The 19,639-nt window shown below is 72.4% G+C and carries 16 protein-coding genes; 9 read left to right on the plus strand and 7 right to left on the minus strand.

Translation table 11 applies throughout. The features are described 5' to 3' along the window. Positions 1–4 precede the first annotated feature (4 nt). From AC6JBM_RS53740 to AC6JBM_RS53755, 4 genes are read left to right on the plus strand one after another with little or no spacing between them, the layout of a single operon-like run. A complete protein-coding gene (locus AC6JBM_RS53740; protein WP_350617348.1) occupies positions 5–328 on the plus strand; it encodes an L-rhamnose mutarotase in 324 nt (107 codons plus the stop codon). Beyond that, positions 325–1,503 carry an L-rhamnose isomerase gene (gene rhaI / locus AC6JBM_RS53745; RefSeq protein WP_497981182.1) on the plus strand — a complete coding sequence of 393 codons (1,179 nt, stop codon included), beginning with the start codon at positions 325–327 and terminating at the stop codon, positions 1,501–1,503. Before AC6JBM_RS53740 ends, rhaI begins: the two co-directional genes overlap by 4 nt. Further along, positions 1,500–3,509, plus strand: coding sequence for a bifunctional aldolase/short-chain dehydrogenase (locus AC6JBM_RS53750; RefSeq protein WP_497981183.1), 2,010 nt, complete (start codon positions 1,500–1,502; stop codon positions 3,507–3,509). Before rhaI ends, AC6JBM_RS53750 begins: the two co-directional genes overlap by 4 nt. Then, entirely contained in the window at positions 3,506–4,870 is a 1,365-nt protein-coding gene (locus AC6JBM_RS53755) for a rhamnulokinase (protein WP_497981184.1), read from the plus strand. The genes AC6JBM_RS53750 and AC6JBM_RS53755 overlap by 4 nt, the downstream gene beginning before the upstream one ends. A 53-nt stretch (positions 4,871–4,923) precedes the next feature. On the opposite strand, the gene AC6JBM_RS53760 is transcribed toward AC6JBM_RS53755, so the two are convergent. From AC6JBM_RS53760 to AC6JBM_RS53785, 6 genes are all read right to left on the minus strand, one after another. Further along, positions 4,924–5,502 carry an HD domain-containing protein gene (locus AC6JBM_RS53760; protein ID WP_497981185.1) on the minus strand — a complete coding sequence of 193 codons (579 nt, stop codon included), beginning with the start codon at positions 5,500–5,502 and terminating at the stop codon, positions 4,924–4,926. Then, positions 5,499–6,146 (minus strand): 4'-phosphopantetheinyl transferase family protein, encoded by a 648-nt coding sequence (locus AC6JBM_RS53765; RefSeq protein ID WP_497981186.1) that lies wholly within the window; start codon positions 6,144–6,146, stop codon positions 5,499–5,501. The genes AC6JBM_RS53760 and AC6JBM_RS53765 overlap by 4 nt, the downstream gene beginning before the upstream one ends. Positions 6,147–6,208: 62 nt before the next feature. Continuing rightward, positions 6,209–7,264 (minus strand): hypothetical protein, encoded by a 1,056-nt coding sequence (locus AC6JBM_RS53770; RefSeq protein ID WP_497981187.1) that lies wholly within the window; start codon positions 7,262–7,264, stop codon positions 6,209–6,211. Between the two features lie 86 nt (positions 7,265–7,350). Continuing rightward, positions 7,351–7,968, minus strand: a complete 618-nt coding sequence (locus AC6JBM_RS53775; protein WP_497981188.1) for an FMN-binding negative transcriptional regulator — start codon at positions 7,966–7,968, stop codon at positions 7,351–7,353. A gap of 26 nt (positions 7,969–7,994) precedes the next feature. Next, positions 7,995–9,407 (minus strand): FAD-dependent oxidoreductase, encoded by a 1,413-nt coding sequence (locus tag AC6JBM_RS53780; RefSeq protein WP_497981189.1) that lies wholly within the window; start codon positions 9,405–9,407, stop codon positions 7,995–7,997. Continuing rightward, positions 9,404–10,552 (minus strand): polysaccharide pyruvyl transferase family protein, encoded by a 1,149-nt coding sequence (locus AC6JBM_RS53785; protein WP_497981190.1) that lies wholly within the window; start codon positions 10,550–10,552, stop codon positions 9,404–9,406. Before AC6JBM_RS53785 ends, AC6JBM_RS53780 begins: the two co-directional genes overlap by 4 nt. Positions 10,553–10,629: 77 nt before the next feature. Between AC6JBM_RS53785 and AC6JBM_RS53790 the strand changes: the two genes are divergently transcribed. The 5 genes from AC6JBM_RS53790 to AC6JBM_RS53810 all read left to right on the plus strand — a co-directional run bounded on the left by AC6JBM_RS53790 (position 10,630) and on the right by AC6JBM_RS53810 (position 18,590). Beyond that, on the plus strand, positions 10,630–11,646 hold the full coding sequence (locus AC6JBM_RS53790; protein ID WP_497981191.1) for a potassium channel family protein: 1,017 nt from the start codon (positions 10,630–10,632) through the stop codon (positions 11,644–11,646). Between the two features lie 32 nt (positions 11,647–11,678). Beyond that, positions 11,679–12,215, plus strand: a complete 537-nt coding sequence (locus AC6JBM_RS53795) for a hypothetical protein (protein WP_497981192.1) — start codon at positions 11,679–11,681, stop codon at positions 12,213–12,215. Positions 12,216–13,372: 1,157 nt separating this feature from the next. Further along, the gene (locus tag AC6JBM_RS53800; protein WP_350617374.1) at positions 13,373–13,921 is read left to right on the plus strand and encodes a sigma-70 family RNA polymerase sigma factor; all 549 of its coding nucleotides are present in this window, start codon (positions 13,373–13,375) and stop codon (positions 13,919–13,921) included. Positions 13,922–14,566: 645 nt separating this feature from the next. Beyond that, positions 14,567–15,610, plus strand: a complete 1,044-nt coding sequence (locus tag AC6JBM_RS53805) for a hypothetical protein (protein WP_497981193.1) — start codon at positions 14,567–14,569, stop codon at positions 15,608–15,610. A gap of 88 nt (positions 15,611–15,698) precedes the next feature. Continuing rightward, complete coding sequence (locus tag AC6JBM_RS53810; protein ID WP_497981194.1) at positions 15,699–18,590, plus strand: RICIN domain-containing protein; 2,892 nt, start codon at positions 15,699–15,701, stop codon at positions 18,588–18,590. On the opposite strand, the gene AC6JBM_RS53815 is transcribed toward AC6JBM_RS53810, so the two are convergent. Beyond that, on the minus strand, positions 18,587–19,543 hold the full coding sequence (locus AC6JBM_RS53815) for a pirin family protein (RefSeq protein WP_497981195.1): 957 nt from the start codon (positions 19,541–19,543) through the stop codon (positions 18,587–18,589). The genes AC6JBM_RS53810 and AC6JBM_RS53815 overlap by 4 nt on opposite strands. Positions 19,544–19,639 lie beyond the last annotated feature (96 nt).

Here is a 19,639-nt window from a genome sequence, read left to right on the forward strand (position 1 = left end):
CGTCGTGCGCCGGTACTGCTTCACGCTGCAGGTGAAACCCGAATTGCTGGAGGAGTACCGGCGCCGGCACGCCCACGTCTGGCCGGAGATGCTCGTCGCGCTGCGCGGCGCCGGCTGGCACGAGTACCAACTCTTCCTGCGCGACGACGGGCTGCTCGTCGGCACGTTGCTCGCCGACGACCTCGCCGCCGCGCAGGCCGCCATGGACGCCACCGAGGTGTCCGCGCGCTGGGAGGCGCAGATGGCGGAGTTCTTCATCCACGGGCGGCGGCTGGTCGTCCTCGACGAGGTGTTCAACCTGGAGCACCAGCTTGGAGCATTGCAATGACCGATCTCGCCCCGGAGACGCGGGCACGTGTCGCGGCGCGGCTGCGCGATCAGCGGATCGAGACGGCGTCCTGGGCATACGGCAACTCGGGCACCCGCTTCAAGGTGTTCGCGCAGGAGGGCGTGCCCCGCGACCCCTACGAGAAGCTCGCCGACGCCGCCCAGGTCCAGCGCTTCACCGGCGTCGCGCCGAGCGTCGCGCTGCACATCCCGTGGGACCTCGTCGAGGACTACGCGGACCTGGCCCGGCACGCGTCCGACCTGGGGGTGCAGGTCGGCACCATCAACACCAACGTGTTCCAGGACAACGACTACAAGCTCGGCAGCGTCACCAACCCCGACGCCGGCATCCGGCGCAAGGCGATCGGGCACCTGCTGGAGTGCGTCGACGTGATGGACCGCACCGGGTCGCGTGACCTGAAGCTGTGGTTCTCCGACGGCACCAACTACCCGGGGCAGGACGATGTGCGCACCCGGCAGGACCGGCTCGCCGACGCCCTCGCGGAGACCTACGCGCGGCTCGGGGAGCACCAGCGGATGCTGCTGGAGTACAAGCTCTTCGAGCCGGCGTTCTACATGACCGACGTGCCGGACTGGGGCACCGCCTACCTGCACTGCACCGCCCTCGGCGAGCGCGCCCAGGTCGTCATCGACACCGGCCACCACGCGCCCGGCACGAACATCGAGTTCATCGTGGCGATGCTGCTGCGGGCCGGCAAGCTCGGCGGCTTCGACTTCAACTCGCGCTTCTACGCCGACGACGACCTCATGGTCGGGGCCGCGGACCCGTTCCAGCTGTTCCGGATCATGCACGAGATCGTGCTCGCCGACGCGCTCACCTCTCGCGGTATCGCGTTCATGCTCGACCAGTGCCACAACATCGAGCCGAAGATCCAGGCGGTCATCCGCTCGGTGCTCAACGTGCAGGAGGCGACGGCCAAGGCCCTGCTCGTCGACCACGCGGCGCTGAAGGCGGCGCAGGAGGCCGGGGACGTGCTCGGCGCGAACGAGGTGCTGATGGACGCGTACAACTGCGACGTGCGGCCGCTGCTGCGCTCGGTGCGCGAGGACATGGGGCTCGACCCCGACCCGATCGGGGCGTACAAGCGCTCCGGCTACCTGGAGGAAATTGTGGCTTCGCGCGTCGGTGGCAACCAGGCGGGGTGGGGCGCGTGAGTGCCGCCGACGATCTGATCGCGCGGTCGAACCGGCTGGGCGCCGACCCGCGCAACACCAACTACGCCGGCGGGAACACGTCGGCCAAGGGGTCGGACACGGACCCGGTGACCGGCGGCCCCGTCGAACTGTTGTGGGTCAAGGGCTCGGGCGGCGACCTCGGCACGCTGACGTCGTCCGGCCTCGCGGTGCTGCGCCTGGACCGCCTCCGTTCGCTGGTGGATGTCTACCCGGGCGTCGAGCGCGAGGACGAGATGGTCGCCGCGTTCGACTACTGCCTGCACGGCCGCGGCGGCGCGGCCCCGTCGATCGACACCGCGATGCACGGCCTCGTCGAGGCCCCGCACGTCGACCACCTGCACCCCGACGCCGGGATCGCCCTGGCCACGGCGCTCGATGGTCCGGCGCTGACCAAGGAGTGCTTCGGCGACCGCGTGCTGTGGGTGCCGTGGCGCCGCCCCGGGTTCCAGCTGGGCCTCGACATCGCCGCCGTGCAACGCGCCAACCCCCAGGCGATCGGCGTGATCCTCGGCGGGCACGGGATCACCGCGTGGGGCTCGACCTCGGACGAGTGTGAGCGCAACTCGCTCGACATCATCGCGACCGCCACGGCGTTTCTGGCCTCACGCGGACGGCCGGATCCTTTCGGCGCCCAGGCGCATGCTCCGCTCGAACCCGAAGCGCGCCGTGCGCTCGCGGCCGAGCTCATGCCGCTGCTGCGCGGGCTCGCGTCGACCGACCGGCGGCAGGTCGGCCATTTCCGGGATGACGACGTGGTGCTGGACTTCGTGGGATCGGCGCAGATGCCCCGGCTCGCGGCGCTCGGGACCTCGTGCCCCGATCACTTCCTGCGGACCAAGGTGCGTCCGATGGTCCTGGAGCCCGGCGGCGGCAGCGAGGAACGCATCCGCGAGCTGCACGCGGCGTACCGGGCCGACTACGCCGCCTACTACGAGCGCAACGCGGCGCCGGACTCGCCGGCCATGCGCGGCGCGGACCCGGCGATCGTGCTCGTGCCGGGCGTGGGCATGTTCTCCTTCGGCGCGAACAAGCAGACGGCGCGGGTCGCGGGCGAGTTCTACGTCAACGCGATCAACGTGATGCGCGGGGCCGAGTCCGTGTCGAGCTATGCGCCGATCGACGAGGCGGAGAAGTTCCGGATCGAGTACTGGGCCCTCGAGGAGGCCAAGCTGCAGCGCATGCCGAAGCCCAAGCCCCTCGCGACCCGCATCGCGCTGGTCACCGGCGGCGGCTCCGGCATCGGGCGGGCCATCGCCCTGCGCCTGGCGGCCGAGGGCGCGTGCGTCGTCGTGGCCGACCGCGACGCCGCCGCGGCGGCGGCCGTGGCGGGCGAGATCGGCGGGGCCGACGTGGCGCTGCCGGTGACGGTGGACGTCACCGACGAGGACGCCGTGCGGGCCGCGCTCGACGCGGCCGTGCTCGCGTTCGGCGGCGTCGACCTCGTCGTCAACAACGCCGGCCTGTCGGTGTCGAAGCCGCTGCTGGAGACCACCACGGCCGACTGGGATCGCCAGCACGACGTGATGGCGCGCGGCTCGTTCCTCGTCGCGCGGGAGGCGGCCCGGGCCATGATCAGGCAGGGGCTCGGCGGCGACATCGTCTACATCGCCAGCAAGAACGCGGTGTTCGCGGGGCCGAACAACGTGGCCTACGGGGCGACGAAGGCCGACCAGGCGCACCAGGTGCGGCTGCTGGCGGCGGAGCTGGGGGAGCACGGCATCCGCGTCAACGGGGTCAACCCCGACGGCGTGGTCCGGGGCTCCGGCATCTTCGCCTCCGGCTGGGGCGCCCAGCGCGCCGCGGTCTACGGGGTGCCCGAGTCGGAGCTCGGCGCCTTCTACGCGCAGCGCACGATCCTCAAGCAGGAGGTCCTGCCCGAGCACGTGGCCAACGCGGTCTTCGTGCTGACCGGCGGCGAGCTGTCCCACACCACCGGCCTGCACATCCCGGTGGACGCGGGCGTGGCGGCGGCGTTCCTGCGATGAGAATCGCGGCGGTCGATCTGGGGGCCTCGAACGGCCGGGTGATCGTCGGGGACGTCTCGTCCTCGTCGCTCACCTTCGCCGAGGTGGCCCGGTTCGCCAACGACCCGATCCGGGTCGGCGGCGTGCTGAGCTGGGACTTCGAGGCGTTGTACCGGGGGGTGCTGGAGGGGCTGGCGGCGGCCGGCCCGCTGGACTCGGTCGGCATCGACTCGTGGGCCGTGGACTACGGGCTGCTCGACGAGCGCGGTGCCCTGCTCGGCAACCCCGTCCACTACCGCGACGCGCGGACGGACGGGGTCGCCGACCGGTTCGACGGCTACGAGCTCTACCGGGCCTCCGGCATCGCCACGCTGCCGTTCAACACGATCTTCCAGCTCGCCGCGGCCCGTGGCAGCGCGCAGCTCGAGGCGGCGCGGACGCTCCTGCTGGTGCCGGATCTGCTGTCGTACCGGCTGACGGGCATCGTGGGCACCGAGCTCACGAACGCCTCGACGACCGGACTGCTCGCGGCCGGCGGCGGCAGCGGATGGTCGCCGGGCCTGCTGTCGCTCGCCGGGGTCGACGCGGCCCTGTTCCCGCCCCTGCGTGCCCCCGGGGCTCCGGCGGGCACGATCAAGACCTCGATCGGGGTGTCGCCGGGCACCCCGGTCACCGTCGTCGCGTCGCACGACACGGCGTCGGCGGTGGCCGGGGTGCCCGGTGCGGGGCACTTCGCGTACATCTCCTGCGGCACCTGGTCGCTGGTCGGCGTGGAGCTGCCGGCGCCGGTGCTGACCCGCGACTCCTACGAGGCCGGCTTCACGAACGAGATCGGCGTCGACGGGACGGTGCGGTACCTGCGCAACGTCATGGGCCTCTGGCTGCTCCAGGAATGCATGCGGGAGTGGTCCCTGCCGCTCGCCGGGCTGCTGGAGGGCGCCGCGGCGGCACCCGGCGGGCGGAGCGTCGTGGACGCCACCGATCCCGGGTTCCTCGCGCCGGGCGACATGCCGGCGCGCATCGCCGCGGCGTGCCGGGCGGCCCGGCAGCCGGTGCCGTCGACGCCCGCGGAGATGACGCGCTGCATCCTCGACTCCCTCGCGCTGGCCTACCGGCGGGCCATCGACGACGCGCGGCGGCTGGCCGGGGTGTCGGTGGACGTGGTGCACATGGTGGGCGGCGGCGCGCTGAACACGCTGTTGTGCCAGCTCACCGCGGACGCCTGCGGTCTTCCGGTCCTCGCCGGCCCCGTCGAGGCGGGCGCGCTGGGCAACATCCTGGTGCAGGCGCGGGCGCTCGGGGTGGTCGACTCGGACCTGGCGGACATGCGGGAGCTGGTGCGTTCGACGCAGCCGATCGTGCGGTACACGCCGCGCGCCTAGGCGGATTTGTCGTACCCCTGCGGTACGGTGGCGGCATGGTTAGAACAGGCGTTCTAGGCCGTGGGGAATCTCGACTGGAAGGCCAGGCGGGCGTCGGCGCCGTCCGCGATGCGGGTGAGCTCGTCGTCGAGGCGCATGAACACGGCCCAGACCGGCTCGCCCCTGGCCCCGGCGATGACCTGCGCGACCTGCTCCTCGAGCCCGGCCTCGCGCCGCCCCTTCCAGACCGTGTCGGCGAGCGTGACGAGCAGCTCCTCGAGCGCGGCCGCGTCGCGCCGCCAATTCCCGTGCAGCGCCGCAAACCGGGCCAGGCGCGGCTCGACGCCGAGCTCGACGAGCAGCTGCTGCCCGGCCGGCTCGTGCTGTGCACCGGACCCGGACAGCTCGCCAGGGAAGCGGACCTTGCCGATGTCGTGGGTGGCCGCGCCGAAGAGGACCGCCGCCCGATCGATGGCCAGTTTCGAGTCCACCTCGCCGCCGACCCAGTCGACGATCTCTACGGCGACGTCGTGCACGGCCCGCAGATGGGCACCGAGCCGGGGCGGCGCGCCGACCTGCCGTAGCAGCGCGGCGGCCGCCTCCGGCAGCGGCCGCAGCCCCTCCTCGGTGACCGCCCGCTCCAGGGTGCTCACGCGGTCACGATCCCCGCGCTGCGCACCAGGTCGGGCGCGGCGTGGAACCGTCCGCGGAACACGGCGGGCGCGCCGGGTGACTTCCGCAGCCGCTCCGGGAGGATCTGCGCCTCGAACGAGCCGGTCTCCACGTCGATCGTCAGCCGGGCGTCGAGGAAGTCCAGCCAGGTCCCGACGATCGGCGACCACAGCTTGTAGACGACCTCCTTGGCCGAGAAGTGCACCGCCGGCCACCAGTCCTCGTCGCCGCGGGCCGCGCACCAGGCCAGCTCCTCGGGCCGGCAGATCGCGGACCGGATGTTCTGCGGCAGGATCGTGCGGCGCTCGGCATCGATCCCGACGGCCCGCACGTCGTCGCGGCGGGCGACGGCCGCGGCACAGTAGCCGGCGGTGTGCGTGATGCTCCCGGTCGTCCCGTCGGGCCAGATCGGCGCCCGGTTCTCGGACGGCACGAGCGGCCTGGCGTGCACCCCGAGCCGCGACAACGCCCGCCGCGCGCAGCTGCGCCCGGCGGTGAACTCCCGCCGCCGGCTCTCCACGGCCCGGGCACTGAGCCCGGCGGCCTCGTCGGGCAGCAGCTCCGCCGTGTAGTCGGCTTCTCCCGCGATCTCGACGGCCACCCACTCCGGCAACAGGTCCTGCACCCGAGCGACTCTACTTTTCGCGCACACCTGCGCCCACCCCGCCGGCTCACCCGATCCCGGCGTCAGCGGCCGGTTTCCGGATCGCGGGTGGTGAATGGCAGGAACAGCCCGCCGAGCACCGCCCCCGCGAGCATCGTCAGCACGACGACGCCGCTCCACAGCTCCAGCGACCACGCGACCCCGAGCGAGAGCTGCACCCCGACGAGGTGCGTGGGCCAGACGAGCAGCGGCACGACCACCCCGATCGCGAGCGGCACCATCCCGGCCCGCCGGGCTACGCCCCCCTGAACCCCCTGGACCACGAGATCGGCCAGGACGGCCCCGAGCAGCGGCCAGAGCTGCGCGGAGAGATTCTCGAAGTCGGAGAACAGCCCGTTGGGCACGGAGGCGGCCGCGACCACGAGCGTGACGAGCCCGAACGGCACCCGCCCGAGCCGGCTCCAGACGAACAGCACCGCGGCGACGACCAGCACCGAGTACGTCAGGTACTGCGCCAGCCCGAACGCCTGCCCGTTGCCGTATCCGCTGCTGGCCGCCGGGGCATCCGTGAACGGCGAGAGATAGTCGAGGAAGAACGCCGCGACCGAGGTCCCGCTCGTGGCGCTGATGAGCACCGGCACCTCGGCCGCGCCCATGGGGCTCGCCGGGCCGTCGCGCCGGGCGCGCTTGGCGGCGGCGGCGCGCACGGGCGTCGCGATCATCAGCGACCCGGCGGTGAGCAGCAGCAGATGCGGCGGGCTGAGCAGCGCCTCGAGGTTGACCTCGATCCCGAACGTGATGTGCCAGATCATGTCGAAGGCCCCGCCGGCGGCGAAGAGGATCGCCCCGAGCAGCCCGAGCCCGTATCCGGCCGGCACCCAGGTCCGCACCGCCCCCTCCGGGCGCCCGCGCCACAGCCGGGCGGGCACGAGGCTGATCGCGAGGGCCGCATAGCCGCTGTACAGCACCCCGTGCCACGGCGTGAAGAACGTCTCGAGCGACGGCACGTGCGAATGTGCCCACCCGTCCATGAACAACCCGCCGGCCAGCCAGACCGTGGCGAGCGCGACGACGAGATCCCGCCGATCGGTCGAAACCGGTCGGCGCGCAGCGGTACGTTCGGAAACCGTGGACGCCATCCATCGATCCTGACGCATCACGCCCGCGCGCACAGCCTCGTTTCGGCCGACAGCCCCGCCCGGGGTGCCCAAAACGGGCGGTTCGGTCAGGTCGTCGTCCGGCGCAGCAGGTGGTCGCGGGCCCCGGCGTCCATCGGCCCGTTGCGCGCGGCCAGGCGCGCGGCGAGTTCGTGGCGGTGCTCGGGCGTACGGTTGCCGCCGTATTTGAACTTGCCCGCCACCGCCGTGACCGTCAGCTCGATGCCGCGGATGCCGGGCAGGTTGCGGTCCGACGGCAGCACCGGCGCGCGCTCGGTCGCGGGCTGGAACTGCGCGAGCTGGCGGTGCAGCAGGGCGGCCTTCTCGGCGGGGTCGTCGATGACGCGCACGTCGCACGAGAGCTGCACGGCCGCGTAGTACGAGGTCGGCACCCCGTCGCGCGGATCGGTGCCCGGCTTCGCGTTCCAGTCCGACGGCACGTACACGTATTCGCCGACCACCGTCAGCAGCGCCCGCGGGTGCTCCTGCAGCGCCGCCCACACCGGATTGGCGCGCGCGAGGTGCAGCCACACGGCCTCGGCGCCGTCGAACGAGAAGTGGGTCGGCACCACCACCGGCAGGTCCCGGCCCCGCCCGGGCGCGATGAGCTGCCCGAAGTCGTGCCCGCCCAGCCACTGTCGCCACTCGGACCCGTCGATCGGCGCGTCCCACGGATGTACCAGCACGAGGACCAGCTTGCGCCATGAACGGCTCAGGCGGGAAGGCTCGCGCCCTGGGCTCGCAGGACGCGCTGGACCTGGGCGGCCGGGATCTCCCGCGGGGGCTTGCCGATGTGGGCGGCCAGCGCGGCGCACACCCCGGCCGCCTGCCCGGTCGCCATCGAGATCGGCATGATCCGGTACGAGCTGTGCGCCACATGGTCGCCCGAGATGCAGCGGCCCGCCACGAGCAGCCCGTCGGTGTCGCGGGGGAGCAGGGAGCGCAGCGGAATGTCGTACGAGCGCCCCTGCGGCACGCGGCGCAGGATCGTGCCGGGCCCGTTGGGGTTGTGGATGTCCACCGGGTAGGCGCCCCGCGCGATCGCGTCGTCGAACGAGCGCGCGCTCAGCACGTCCTCGCCGGTGAGCTGGTAGTCGCCGAGCACCCGCCGGGTCTCGCGAACGCCGACGTGCACGCCGCTCTGCAGGACGTACGACTCCTCGAACCCCGGCACCCGATCCTTGAGGAACCGCGCGATCTGGGCCAGCTGCCGGTGGGTGTCCAGCTCGGCGCGGGTCAGGTCCCACACGCTGATGCCCAGTCCGCCGATCCGCGTCGAGTTGACGGACACCTCATCGTGGTGCGGGGTGGCAAAGAACAGCACGTCCTCGCGGTGCAGGTCGAGCTCGCCCGCCTCGCGCGCCTGGCGGATCAGATCCCACAGCCCGTGGACCCCTCGCCACTGGTCGGGATGCTCGTGGACGTAGCCGAGGAACGCCGAGCGGTCGAAGTTGCCCACGCGGAACATCAGGGTCATCGGCTGGGTCAGGCCGTCGTCGGGGCGGCCGATCTCGTAGGGCGCGCCGGACGCCGCGGCGAGGTCGCCGTCGCCCGTGCAGTCGATGACCACATCGGCATCGAGCACGACCGGGCCGGACTTCGTCTCGAACACGACCCGGGAGCCGCCGTCGGGCAGCGGCATCATGTCCGAGGCGAAGGCGTGCAGCAGGAGCCGCACACCGCAGCCGGACAGCATGTCGTAGGTGACGAGCTTGAACAGCTCGGGATCGAAGGGCACGGTGTAGCCGGTGCTCGGGTCCGGCGCGATGGCGCCTCCGGCCCGGACCAGGCGATCGAGCAGCGTCCACAGGACGCCCGCCACGACCGGCTCGCCCTCGCCGTGGTCGGTCGGCAACAGCCGGTTGTCGTCGCCGCCCACGGCCTGCTTCATCTCGTTGTGGAAGCTCATGAGGGGCATGACCAGCGCGGCCGTCGCGTTGCCGCCGAGGAACCCGTAGCGCTCCACGAGCACGACGTCGGCCCCGGCCGCGGCCGCGCCCGTCGCCGCCCCGATGCCGGCCGGCCCGCCGCCCACGACCAGCACCTCCGTGCGGCCGCCGTGCGTCGCCGAGCGCGGCGGGAGCTGCACGGCGGGCAGCCCGCTCGGCCGTTCGAGCGCGGTCATGCGTGCACCGCCTCCTCCCGGCCGGCGACGGGCACCAGGCGGTCCAGCTGCGCACCCAGCCGCCGGCCGGTCTCCGTCGCGCGCTGCCGCAGCCCGGCCACCCGCGCGGAGACCTCCTCCTGCCGCTGCGGCCGCTCGTCCCACAACCGGTCGACCTGGGCGATGAGCGGCCCGGCCGCCTCCCGCACGACCCCGCGGGGTACGGGCGCACCGATGCGTTGCGCGAAGTCGAAGACCTTGCCGGCGTACGGCAGCGCCAGGAGCGGTACACCCGCCAGAGCCGCGAAGATGAGGAAGTGCAGTCGCATGCCGACCGCGAGGTCCAGGTGACGCATCAGATCGAGGATCTGGCCGGGCCGATATTGCCCGTTGAGCACGCGGCAGTGCTCGGCGGCGGTCATTCGCGACAGTACGGCGTGAGAGTGCCGGATGTCCGAGCGCTCCATAGGCACGAAGAGTAGCGCCGCGTCGAGCCGGTGCACGATGAAGTCCCCGACGTGGGCGAGGAGCTGGTGGTACTCGTCCGCATCGAGGTGCTGCGCCGCCCGGCCGGGCTCGCGGACGCTGATGCCGACCACGCGCCGCCCCGGCGGGAGCGTGCCGTGCAGCATGCCGGCGTCGAACTCCTCGGGCTGCAGCAGCAGGGCCGGGTCCGCGGTCACGGTGACCGGCGCGGTCACGCCCGCCTCCTCCAGCGCGACCCTCGACTCCTCGTCACGCACCGTGAGCTCCGTCGCCGCGCCGAGCACCTCGCGCGCCATCGTGCAGTCGAGGTCCTCGGTGAGCGGGCCGGCGCCGACGGCGTACGTGAACACGGGCACCCGCCGCTCCTGGGCGGTCTTCACGACGCGCAGGTAGCGGCGGGCCTCGGTGTCGTACAGGATGCCGCCCCCGCCCAGGACGAGCAGGTCGAGGCGGGCCAGGGACTCGGCGGTCCGGTCCCGTCCGACGCCCTCCCACGGTGCCACGCCGATGCCCGGGTGCTCGGCGGCGGTGTGGTCGGGGTCCCGCGAGAACACGAGGACGTCCGCGTCCGGGCGCCGGGCCCGCAGGTCGGACAGCAGACTGGCCAGGATCGCCTCGTCGCCGAGGTTGTACCCGCCGTAGGAGCCCAGAACACCCACCCGTGGACCGTGCTCGCCCATGTCGCGCCTCCCGTCGCCAGAGCCGGCCCGACTACCCACGAGCGGAACTGTCACACCCGACCCTTATGGTGGATTTCGTGATCCACCTTCCAGCCGTACGTCGCGGCCCGTTGCGAGCGATCAGTGCCCGTCTCGGCCTCGCCGTCGGCCTGGTCTGCGCGATCGTCCTGGTCATCTTCATCGACCGCGGCGGATACCGGGACGTCAACGACGACGGTCTGTCGCTGCTGGACTGCTTCTACTACGCCGTCGTGACGCTGTCGACGACCGGCTACGGCGACATCACGCCGGTGTCCGAGTCCGCCCGGCTCGTCAACATCCTCGTCATCACGCCGGCCCGCGTGCTGTTCCTGATCATTCTGGTCGGCACCACCCTCGAAGTCCTGACCGACCAGTACCGCACCAACCTCAGGTTGCAGCGGTGGAGGAAGCGCGTGAAGAACCACGTCATCGTGTGCGGCTACGGCACCAAGGGCCGGGCGGCCGTCAGCACCCTGCTGGAGAACGGCTTCGACAAGACCAGCGTCGTGGTCGTCGAGAGCGACCGCGGCGCGCTGCGGCAGGCCACGTCCGACGGGCTCGTCGCGATCGAGGGCTCGGCCACCCGCTCCGGCATCCTCGTCGAGGCGCGCGTGCAGGAGGCCAAGGCGGTGATCATCGCGACCGACAGCGACGACGCGTCGGTCCTGGTCACGCTCACCGTGCGCCAGCTCACCGCGGGCAAGGTGTCGATCATCGCCGCGGCCCGCGAGGCGGAGAACGCGCCGCTGCTGCGCCAGTCCGGCGCCCACCACGTCATCGTCTCCTCCGCGACCGCCGGCCGGCTGCTCGGCCTGTCCACGACCGCGCCGCCGCTCATCGAGGTCGTCGAGGACCTGCTCACGCCCGGGCAGGGAATGGCCCTCGCGATGCGCTCGGCCCGGCGCGACGAGGTCGGCTCCTCGCCGCGCGAGCTCACGGAGCTGGTGATCGCGCTGTTCCGCCGGGGCAAGGTGCTGTCGCTGGCCGATCCCGAGGGCACGGCGATCCAGACCGGAGACATGATCGTCTACGTCCGCGACGACCGCCCCGAGTCGATCCCCGCCATGCCGTAGCGCCCGTTTGGGGGTGCCGTAGGGTTCGTCGGGTGGCGGCGCGCATCGGGACGTTCCTCGCGACCGTCGTGCTCCTGCTGCTGGTGGCGACGCCGGCCCAGGCCCACGGCGGCGCCTCGGTGACGATCCACTCCGACGGCCTCGGCTCCGTGTGGATCACCGCCCAATGGCAGGACGGCCACCCGATCAACGAGCCGACGACCGTGACGCTGACGGCCTCGGACGGCACTTCGGCTTCGGTGGCGCCGTCGGTACTGCGCCAGACCGGCGACGAGCGCGGCACCCAGACGTACAGCGGCACGCTGACCCCCGGCTCCTGGCACGTGGCGATCGACCTCGGCGCGCCCGTGAACGGCCACTGCCAGGCCGTCATCCCGGTCGCCGCTCCGACGGCCACGGCCACGCCGACGGAGGTCGCGTGCCTGATCCCGGCGACGGCCTCATCCACTGCGGCGGCGCCGTCACCGGGCGGCGGCGGCAGCCTGACGCCACTCTGGTTCACGCTGGCCGCCCTGCTGGTGGCGGGCGCGGCGGCGACCGTTTTCGTGCGCCGCCGGAAGCGTGCCTGAGGCTGCTGTGGTTGGCCTTGGCCTCCCGGTTGGTGGACGTCTTGGTGCGCGGCCGGAAGCGTGCCTGAGGCTGCTGTGGTTGGCCTTGGCCTCCCGGTTGGTGGACGTCTTGGTGCGCGGCCGGAAGCGCGCCTGAGGCTGCTGTGGTTGGCCTCGGCCTCCCGGTTGGTGGACGTCTTGGTGCGCGGCCGGAAGCGCGCCTGAGGCCGCTGTGGCTGGCCCCCGGCCCCCGGTCGTGGCCGACGTGGCGGCGGGAACGGCCCTGAGGTCGCTCCCGCTTCCGGCACGCCGTTTGCCGGGCTGGTGGCCTTGTTTCGTCGCCCAATTTTTGTCGTACCCCTGTTCTAAATTGTCGACATGGAACATGTGCTGACCGCAGAGAACCCGTCAGAATGGCGCAACCGGCTGGAGACGATGCTGGCCGAGCACCGGCTCCGCCGCGCGCGTCGCGCCGCGATCCGGACCTCCTTCGCCGAGGCGAGGCGACGGGGGCTCGAGGAGCGGCACGCCGAGCGCCTGGCTCGGATGGACCGCGAGGCCCGCACCGCTGAGCTGGAGGCGCACTGGGCCGAACGCGACGCCCGCGCCGCCAGATCCGCCCGCCGACCACGCGCCCCGGCCCCGCCTCGGCCGCCAGACGCACCCAACACTCATTCGCCCACGCCCACACCCACGCCCACGCCCGCGCCCGCACCCCCGCCGCCCGCTGCACTCGGCACCAATTCGCCTGCGCCCACACCCCCGCCTCCGCTGGCACCCGCGACGGCGCCCACGCCCGCGCCCGCGACGGCGACCGCGTCCACGCCTGCATCCGCACCCCCGCCTCCGCCGGCACCTGCGCCCGCGACGGCGACCGCGCCCGACACCCACTCGCCCGCGCCCCCGGCGCCCGACGCCGGCCAGGCTCAACCCGCGGCCCCGGCTCCGTCGTCTTCGTCGGCCTCTTTACCTAGCTCGGACGGCCCGCAACCCGGCCGACTCTCTTCCGCTTCATCGCCCGCGATCCTTTCCCGGGCGGGCGTTGATCTCCTAGCGCGGGGCCCACCCGAGCAACCGTGGTGTTTTCACCGGCCGGTGAAGGTTCACGCTCGGTGGGCTCGGCTACACCCTGGTGAGGCGGAAGGGGGATTGTCAGGGTGGGGCGCTAGGCTCGCTGCGTGACTGCTGAGGCCAACGGCGAGGTGGACCCGGCGACCGAGGCGCTCCTGGCCGCGCGATCGGGCGACGAGCGGGCCGCGGCTGCCTTCGTGCGGGCCACACAGGCGGAGGTCTGGCGGTTCGTCGCGGCGCTGGTCGGCGTGGCGCAGGCCGACGACGTGACCCAGGACACCTACCTGCGGGCCTTCCGGGCGCTGCCCGAGTTCGCGGGCCGCTCCTCGGCGCGCACGTGGGTGCTCTCCATCGCCCGGCGGGCGTGTGCCGACCAGGTGCGGGCGGCCGTACGCGCGCGGCGCCTCGAGGCCCGGGTCGTGGCCGAGCCGGCGCCGCTGGCCGAGACCGACCACGCGGGCCTGCACGCCACGAACGCGCTGGTCGCCGCCCTGCCCGCGGAGCGCCGGGTCGCGTTCGTGCTGACGCAGGTGCTCGGCGTGTCATACGCGGAGGCCGCCGAGATCGAGGACGTCCCCGTTGGGACCATCCGCTCGCGGGTCGCCCGGGCGCGCGCCGACCTGGTCACCGCCATCGCGGCCGCCCGAGCCGGATGACCGACGCTCACCTCGACGACCCACGCCCGCCGCGAACCGAGGCGTCCGTGCCGAGCGCTGAAGTGCCTGCGCTGAGCGTTGAAGTGCCTGCGCCGCAGATCGAAACGCGTGCGCCGTGGATCGCAGCGTCCGTGCCGAGCGCTGAAGTGCCTGCGCCGCGAGCCGAGGCGTCCGCGCCGCGAACCGAGGCGTCCGCGCCGCGAACTGAAGCGTCGGCGCTGAGCGTTGAAGTGCCTGCGCCGCAAATCGAAACGCGTGCGCCGTGGATCGCAGCGTCCGTGCCGAGCGTTGAAGTGCCTGCGCCGCGGAATGAAGCGTCTCCGCCGCGCGTCGAGGTGCGCGCAGCGGGACGCTCCGGCTCGCCGAGGGCTGCTGTCCAGCTGACGGCTGCCGAGGTGCGGCCGTCGGGAAGCGTTCGTTCGTCGAGGGCTGCTGGGCATGCGCCGGGAGCCGGGTCGCGGGGGCGGTTCGGCCCGGCGGATCGGTGGGGGACCGGGCGGGCGGTCGGGGCGGCGGCGGGGACTGTGGGAATGTGGGAATGAGGTGTGGCCGATGATTCGCGGCGTGGTGGCCGGCCGAGGCGGTCCGCACCTCCGGGGCGTTGTCTGGCGGCTTGTCGCCGCGGTCTGCGTCGGGGTCGTTGGCGTGCTGCTCTATGGCGGGCCGGCGGCCGCGCACGGGGCCGATGCGCCCGTTGCCGTCGACTATGTCGTGCGCGTCGCGTCCGTCTCCGTTTCCGGGGTTGAGGTTCGCGCGGTCGAAGGTGGGGCTCGGCTCGAGCTCGTGAACCGGTCCGGGCGCGAGGTCGTCGTGCTCGGGCTGCAAGGGGAGCCGTTCCTGCGCGTCAGCGATCACGGGGTGGAGGAGAACCGGCAGTCGCCCACCTGGTTCGCCAGCCGGTCGATCGGCGGGAGCGCGACCGGCGGCAACGCGACCGCCGCGCCCGAGTGGCATCTCGTGGTGGGGGAGCCTCGGGTCCGGTGGCATGACGAGCGGGCCCGGGAGTTGCCGGCTCGTGCGTGGAGCGTGCCGCTGCTGATCGACGGGCGGGAACCGGGGATTGTGCGCGGTACCGTCGCAGCCGCCCCGGCACCGCAGACCGGCTGGTGGTGGGCCGGGGGGCTGCTCGGGGCCGTGGTCGTCGGGCTGGTGTGGCGACTGCGAACCGTGCTCGCCGTCGTCGCGGTCGGGGGCGGGGTCGTCGCCTCCGTCTGGATTGTGCAGTCCGCCGGGCTTGCCGCCTCGCCGGCCGATGGGGTCGGAGTGCAGGTGCTGGCCCGGCTGTGGCCGCTCGTGGCGGCCGTCGGCGTGGTGGCGGCCGGGGTGCTGTCGCTGTTCAAACGTGTGGACATCGTGGTGGCGATCGCCGGGGCGTGTCTTGCGGTCATGGTGGGCGTGGGCGACTCGGCGGTGTTCCGGTACGGGACGCTCGCCGGGCCGGCGTGGGGGAGATGGGGCGTCGTCGTAGCGCTGGCCGTGGGCGCTGGGCTCGCGGTTGCCGGCGGACTGCGGTGGTACCAGGCGACCGGCGAACACAGCGACCCAGAGCAGAGCGACCCAGAGCAGAGCGACCCAGAGCAGAGCGACCTAAAGCAGGACGACTCAGAGCAGAGCGACCGCGAGCAGACCGGCCGGGAAGAGCGTGACCAGGCGTCGCCGGAGAGTGCACAACCATCACTGGAGAAGTAAACAAAAGCGAACGAGTTCTTTCACAAACAACCGTTTTTCTGCATAATCGGGCATCGATGTTCCCCGCCAGGAGCAAAGGAGTCCGATCGTGGACCGTAGGACCTTCGTCGCGCGAGGGGCCGTCGTCACCGGCGGCGCGATCGCGCTCAGCACCGCCGTCGCCGGGGTCGCGAACGCCGCCGTGCGCACCAGCAAGACCGTCACGGCCGGGGCGCGCACCGGGCAGTACTCGCCGAACCTCGCCCCGCTCAAGGCCACCCCGTTCCTGAAGCTGCCCTCGGGGGCCGTGCAGCCGCGCGGGTGGATTCGCAACCAGCTCAACATCGAGGCCGACGGCCTGTGCGGGCGGATGACCGAGGTCTCCGACTACCTGGTGTACGCCAACTGCGGCTGGGTCGACAAGACCAAGGGCGCCTGGGAGGAGCTGCCGTACTGGCTGCGCGGCTTCGGCGACCTGGGGTACGTCACCGGCAACACGCGCATCCTCACCCTCGCCCGCCAGTGGATCGACGGCATCATCGCCAACCAGGCCGCCGACGGCTTCTTCGGGCCGGACAGCCTGCGCACGAGCCTCGAGGGCGGCCCGGACTTCTGGCCGCACATGCCGCTGCTCGACGCGCTGCGCTCGTTCGCGGAGTACAGCGGCGACACCCGCGTGGTGCCGTTCATGCGCAAGTACTTCCAGTTCCAGAACGCCCAGCCGGCTGCCGTGTTCAACCGCAGCTGGGCCGCCCTGCGCTGGGGCGACAACATCGACAGCATCTACTGGCTCTACAACCGTATCGGCGAGAGCTGGCTGCTCGACCTCGTGCGCAAGATCCACGCGGGCTCGGCCGACTACACCAACGGCATCCCGAACTGGCACAACGTCAACCTGGCCCAGGGGTTCCGGGAGCCGGCCCAGTACGGGCTGCTCGACACCGACCCGAAGTTCCAGCAGGCCACGTACAACGACTACAACACGGTGATGGGGCTCTACGGCAACTTCCCCGGCGGCGGCTTCGCCGGCGACGAGAACTGCCGCACCGGCTACACCGACCCCCGCCAGGGCTTCGAGACCTGCGGCATCGTCGAGTTCATGCACAGCCACCAGATGCTCGCCCGGATGACCGGCGACTCCGTGTGGCTGGACCGCTGCGAGGATCTCGCGTTCAACTCGCTGCCCGCCGCGCTCGACCCCGCCCAGAAGGGCATCCACTACATCAGCTGCGCGAACAGCATCGCGCTCACCAACCGCACGCTGACGCAGGGGCAGTTCCAGAACGGCTTCCCGATGCTGGCGTACATGCTCGGCATCCACAACTACCGGTGCTGCCCGCACAACTACGGCATGGGCTGGCCGTACTACGCCCAGGAGCTGTGGTTCGGCACGTGGGACAACGGCCTGTGCGCCTCGATGTACGGCGCCTCGCAGGTGACCGCCAAGGTCGGCGCGAACGGCACCACCGTCACGATCACCGAGGACACCGACTACCCGTTCAGCGACACGATCACGTTCACGCTGGGCACGCCCGGGGCCGTGAGTTTCCCGCTGTACCTGCGGATCCCCGGCTGGTCCACGGGTGCCCAGGTCCGGGTCAACGGCACCCTGGTCACCGGCACGCTGCAGCCGGGCTCGTTCGTCATCCTCGACCAGACCTTCAACAACGGGGACAAGGTCACCGTCACGCTGCCGATGCGCACGACGGTGCGCACCTGGGCCAAGAACGGCAACGCGGTCAGCGTCGACAACGGCCCGCTGACCTTCTCGCTGTCGATCCCGGAGCGCTGGTCGCGCATCGGCGGCACCGACGCGTGGCCCAGCAACGAGGTGTACACGGACGCCGCCTGGAACTACGGGCTCCTGCTGGACCCGAACAACCCCGCGGTCACCGTCACCCGCAAGTCCGGCCCGCTGGCCGCGAACCCGTTCACCCGCGACGGCGCCCCGATCTCGCTGACCGCCACCGGGCGCAAGATCCCCAACTGGCAGGCCGACGCCGAGGGGATCGTCCGCACGCTGCAGCAGAGCCCGGCCCGCTCGACCCAGCCCAACGAGACCGTGACCCTGCTGCCGATGGGCGCGCAGCGCGTGCGCATCACGACGTTCCCGCGCATCAGCGACGGCTCGGACGCGATCGAGTGGTCGATCCCGGCGACGGCCTCGGCGTCGTGGTGCTGGGGCGGCGACAGCGTCGGGGCGATCAACGACGGCAAGGTCCCGAGCGGCTCCGGCGACCAGTCCATCCCGCGGCTGACCTGGTGGGACCACCTCGGCACGAGCGAGTGGGCGCAACTGTCCTACGCGACGCCGATCAACACCGGTGCGGTCTCCGTGTACTGGTTCGACGACACCGGCGCCGGGCAGTGTCGCGTGCCGCAGTCGTGGCAGGTGCAGTACCTCAACGCCTCCGGGCAGTGGACGGCGGTGAGCGGGGCCTCGGCGTACGGGACCGCGCTGAACACCTTCAACCGGGTCACCTTCAACGCGATCACCACGTCGGCCCTGCGCGTGGTCGTCCAGCTCAAGGCCGGCTTCTCGGGCGGCATGCTGGAGATGCGCGTCGAGGGCACCACGGCCCCCATCTCCTGGAAGCGCATCCAGAACAAGAACAGCCTCAAGGTGCTGGGTGTCGCGGGCATGTCGACGGCGAACAGCGCCAATGTCGTGCAGTTCGACGACAACGGGACGGCGGACCACAACTGGCGCCTGATCGACGCGGGCTCAGGGTGGTACAAAATCCAGAACCAGAACAGCGGGAAGCTCCTGGCCGTGCAGAACATGTCGACGGCCGACGGCGCGCTGGTCCAGCAGTATGAGGACAACGGCAGCGCGGATCACCTGTGGCGGCTCGTCGACAACGGCGACGGCTGGGTGCGGATTCAGGTCCAGCACAGCCTGAAGGTGCTCGGCGTGTCCGGCATGTCGACGGCGAACAGCGCCCAGGTGGTGCAGTTCACCGACAACGGCACCGCCGACCATCTGTGGAAACTGCTTTAGCGGCGGTACCGCGGCCGGGGCATCAACCGGGTCGTGGGCAGCCCGGGGGCGGGGAGCGGTTCCTCGCCCCCGGGCACGACGCCGAAGCGGTCCGCGCCGCGCGTCCAGTCCTCGCGGGCCTCGACGATCTCCTCGTGCGAGCGGCCCACGAAGTTCCACCACATCACCAGGTCCTCCTCGAACGGCACCCCGCCGAGCAGGAACAGCCGCGCGCCGTCCTCGGCCTCGAGCCGGAGGCGGTCGCGGCGGGCCCCGAGGTACAGCAGCGACCCCGGCGCCACCCGCACCCCCTCGACCCGGGCGACCCCCTCGGTGACGACGACCGCGTGCTCGAAGTCGGCCCGTACGGCGATGTCGGCGCCCCCGGCCAGCCGGACGTCGGCCCCGAGCAGCTCGGTGTGCACCTCGGCGGGCGACCGCGCGCCCTCGAGCTCCCCGACCGCGACGATGATCCGGGTGCCGCCGTCGGCGAGCTCGGGCAGGTCCGCGATGTGCTGGAACGCGGGCGCCCGGTGCCGCTCGCCCTCCGGCAGCGCGACCCACAGCTGCAGGCCGTGCAGGATCGGCGGCCGGGCGGTCGGCGAGTTCTCGGAGTGCGCGATGCCGCGCCCGGACGTCATGATGTTGAGCTGCCCCGGGACGATGACCTGATCGGAGCCGAGGCTGTCGCGGTGGCGCACCTCGCCGCTCATCAGCCAGCTCACGGTCTGCAGCCCGATGTGCGGATGCGGCGGGACCCGCATGCCCGGCGTCCCGGTGATGTCCTCGGGCCCGAAGTGGTCGAGAAAGCACCACGCCCCGACGGTCCGCCGCGACTTGTTCGGCAGGCTGCGGCGCACGACGGTGTACCGCCCGAGCGGCACGTCGCGCCCCTCGAGCAGCTCGGCGCACGGCGCGGCATCGGTGTCGACCGGCAGCTCGACCTCGGCCGGCTGCCCCTCCAGGTTGCTCACATTCCCGATTGTGCTCGACACTCGCGCGAGGAGCGAAATGCCGGGCGCTCTGCGCCGCGACTTCCCGCGAGGAGCGAAAAGCCGGGCGCTCTGCGC

The sequence above is a fragment of the Dactylosporangium thailandense genome (assembly GCF_059739745.1).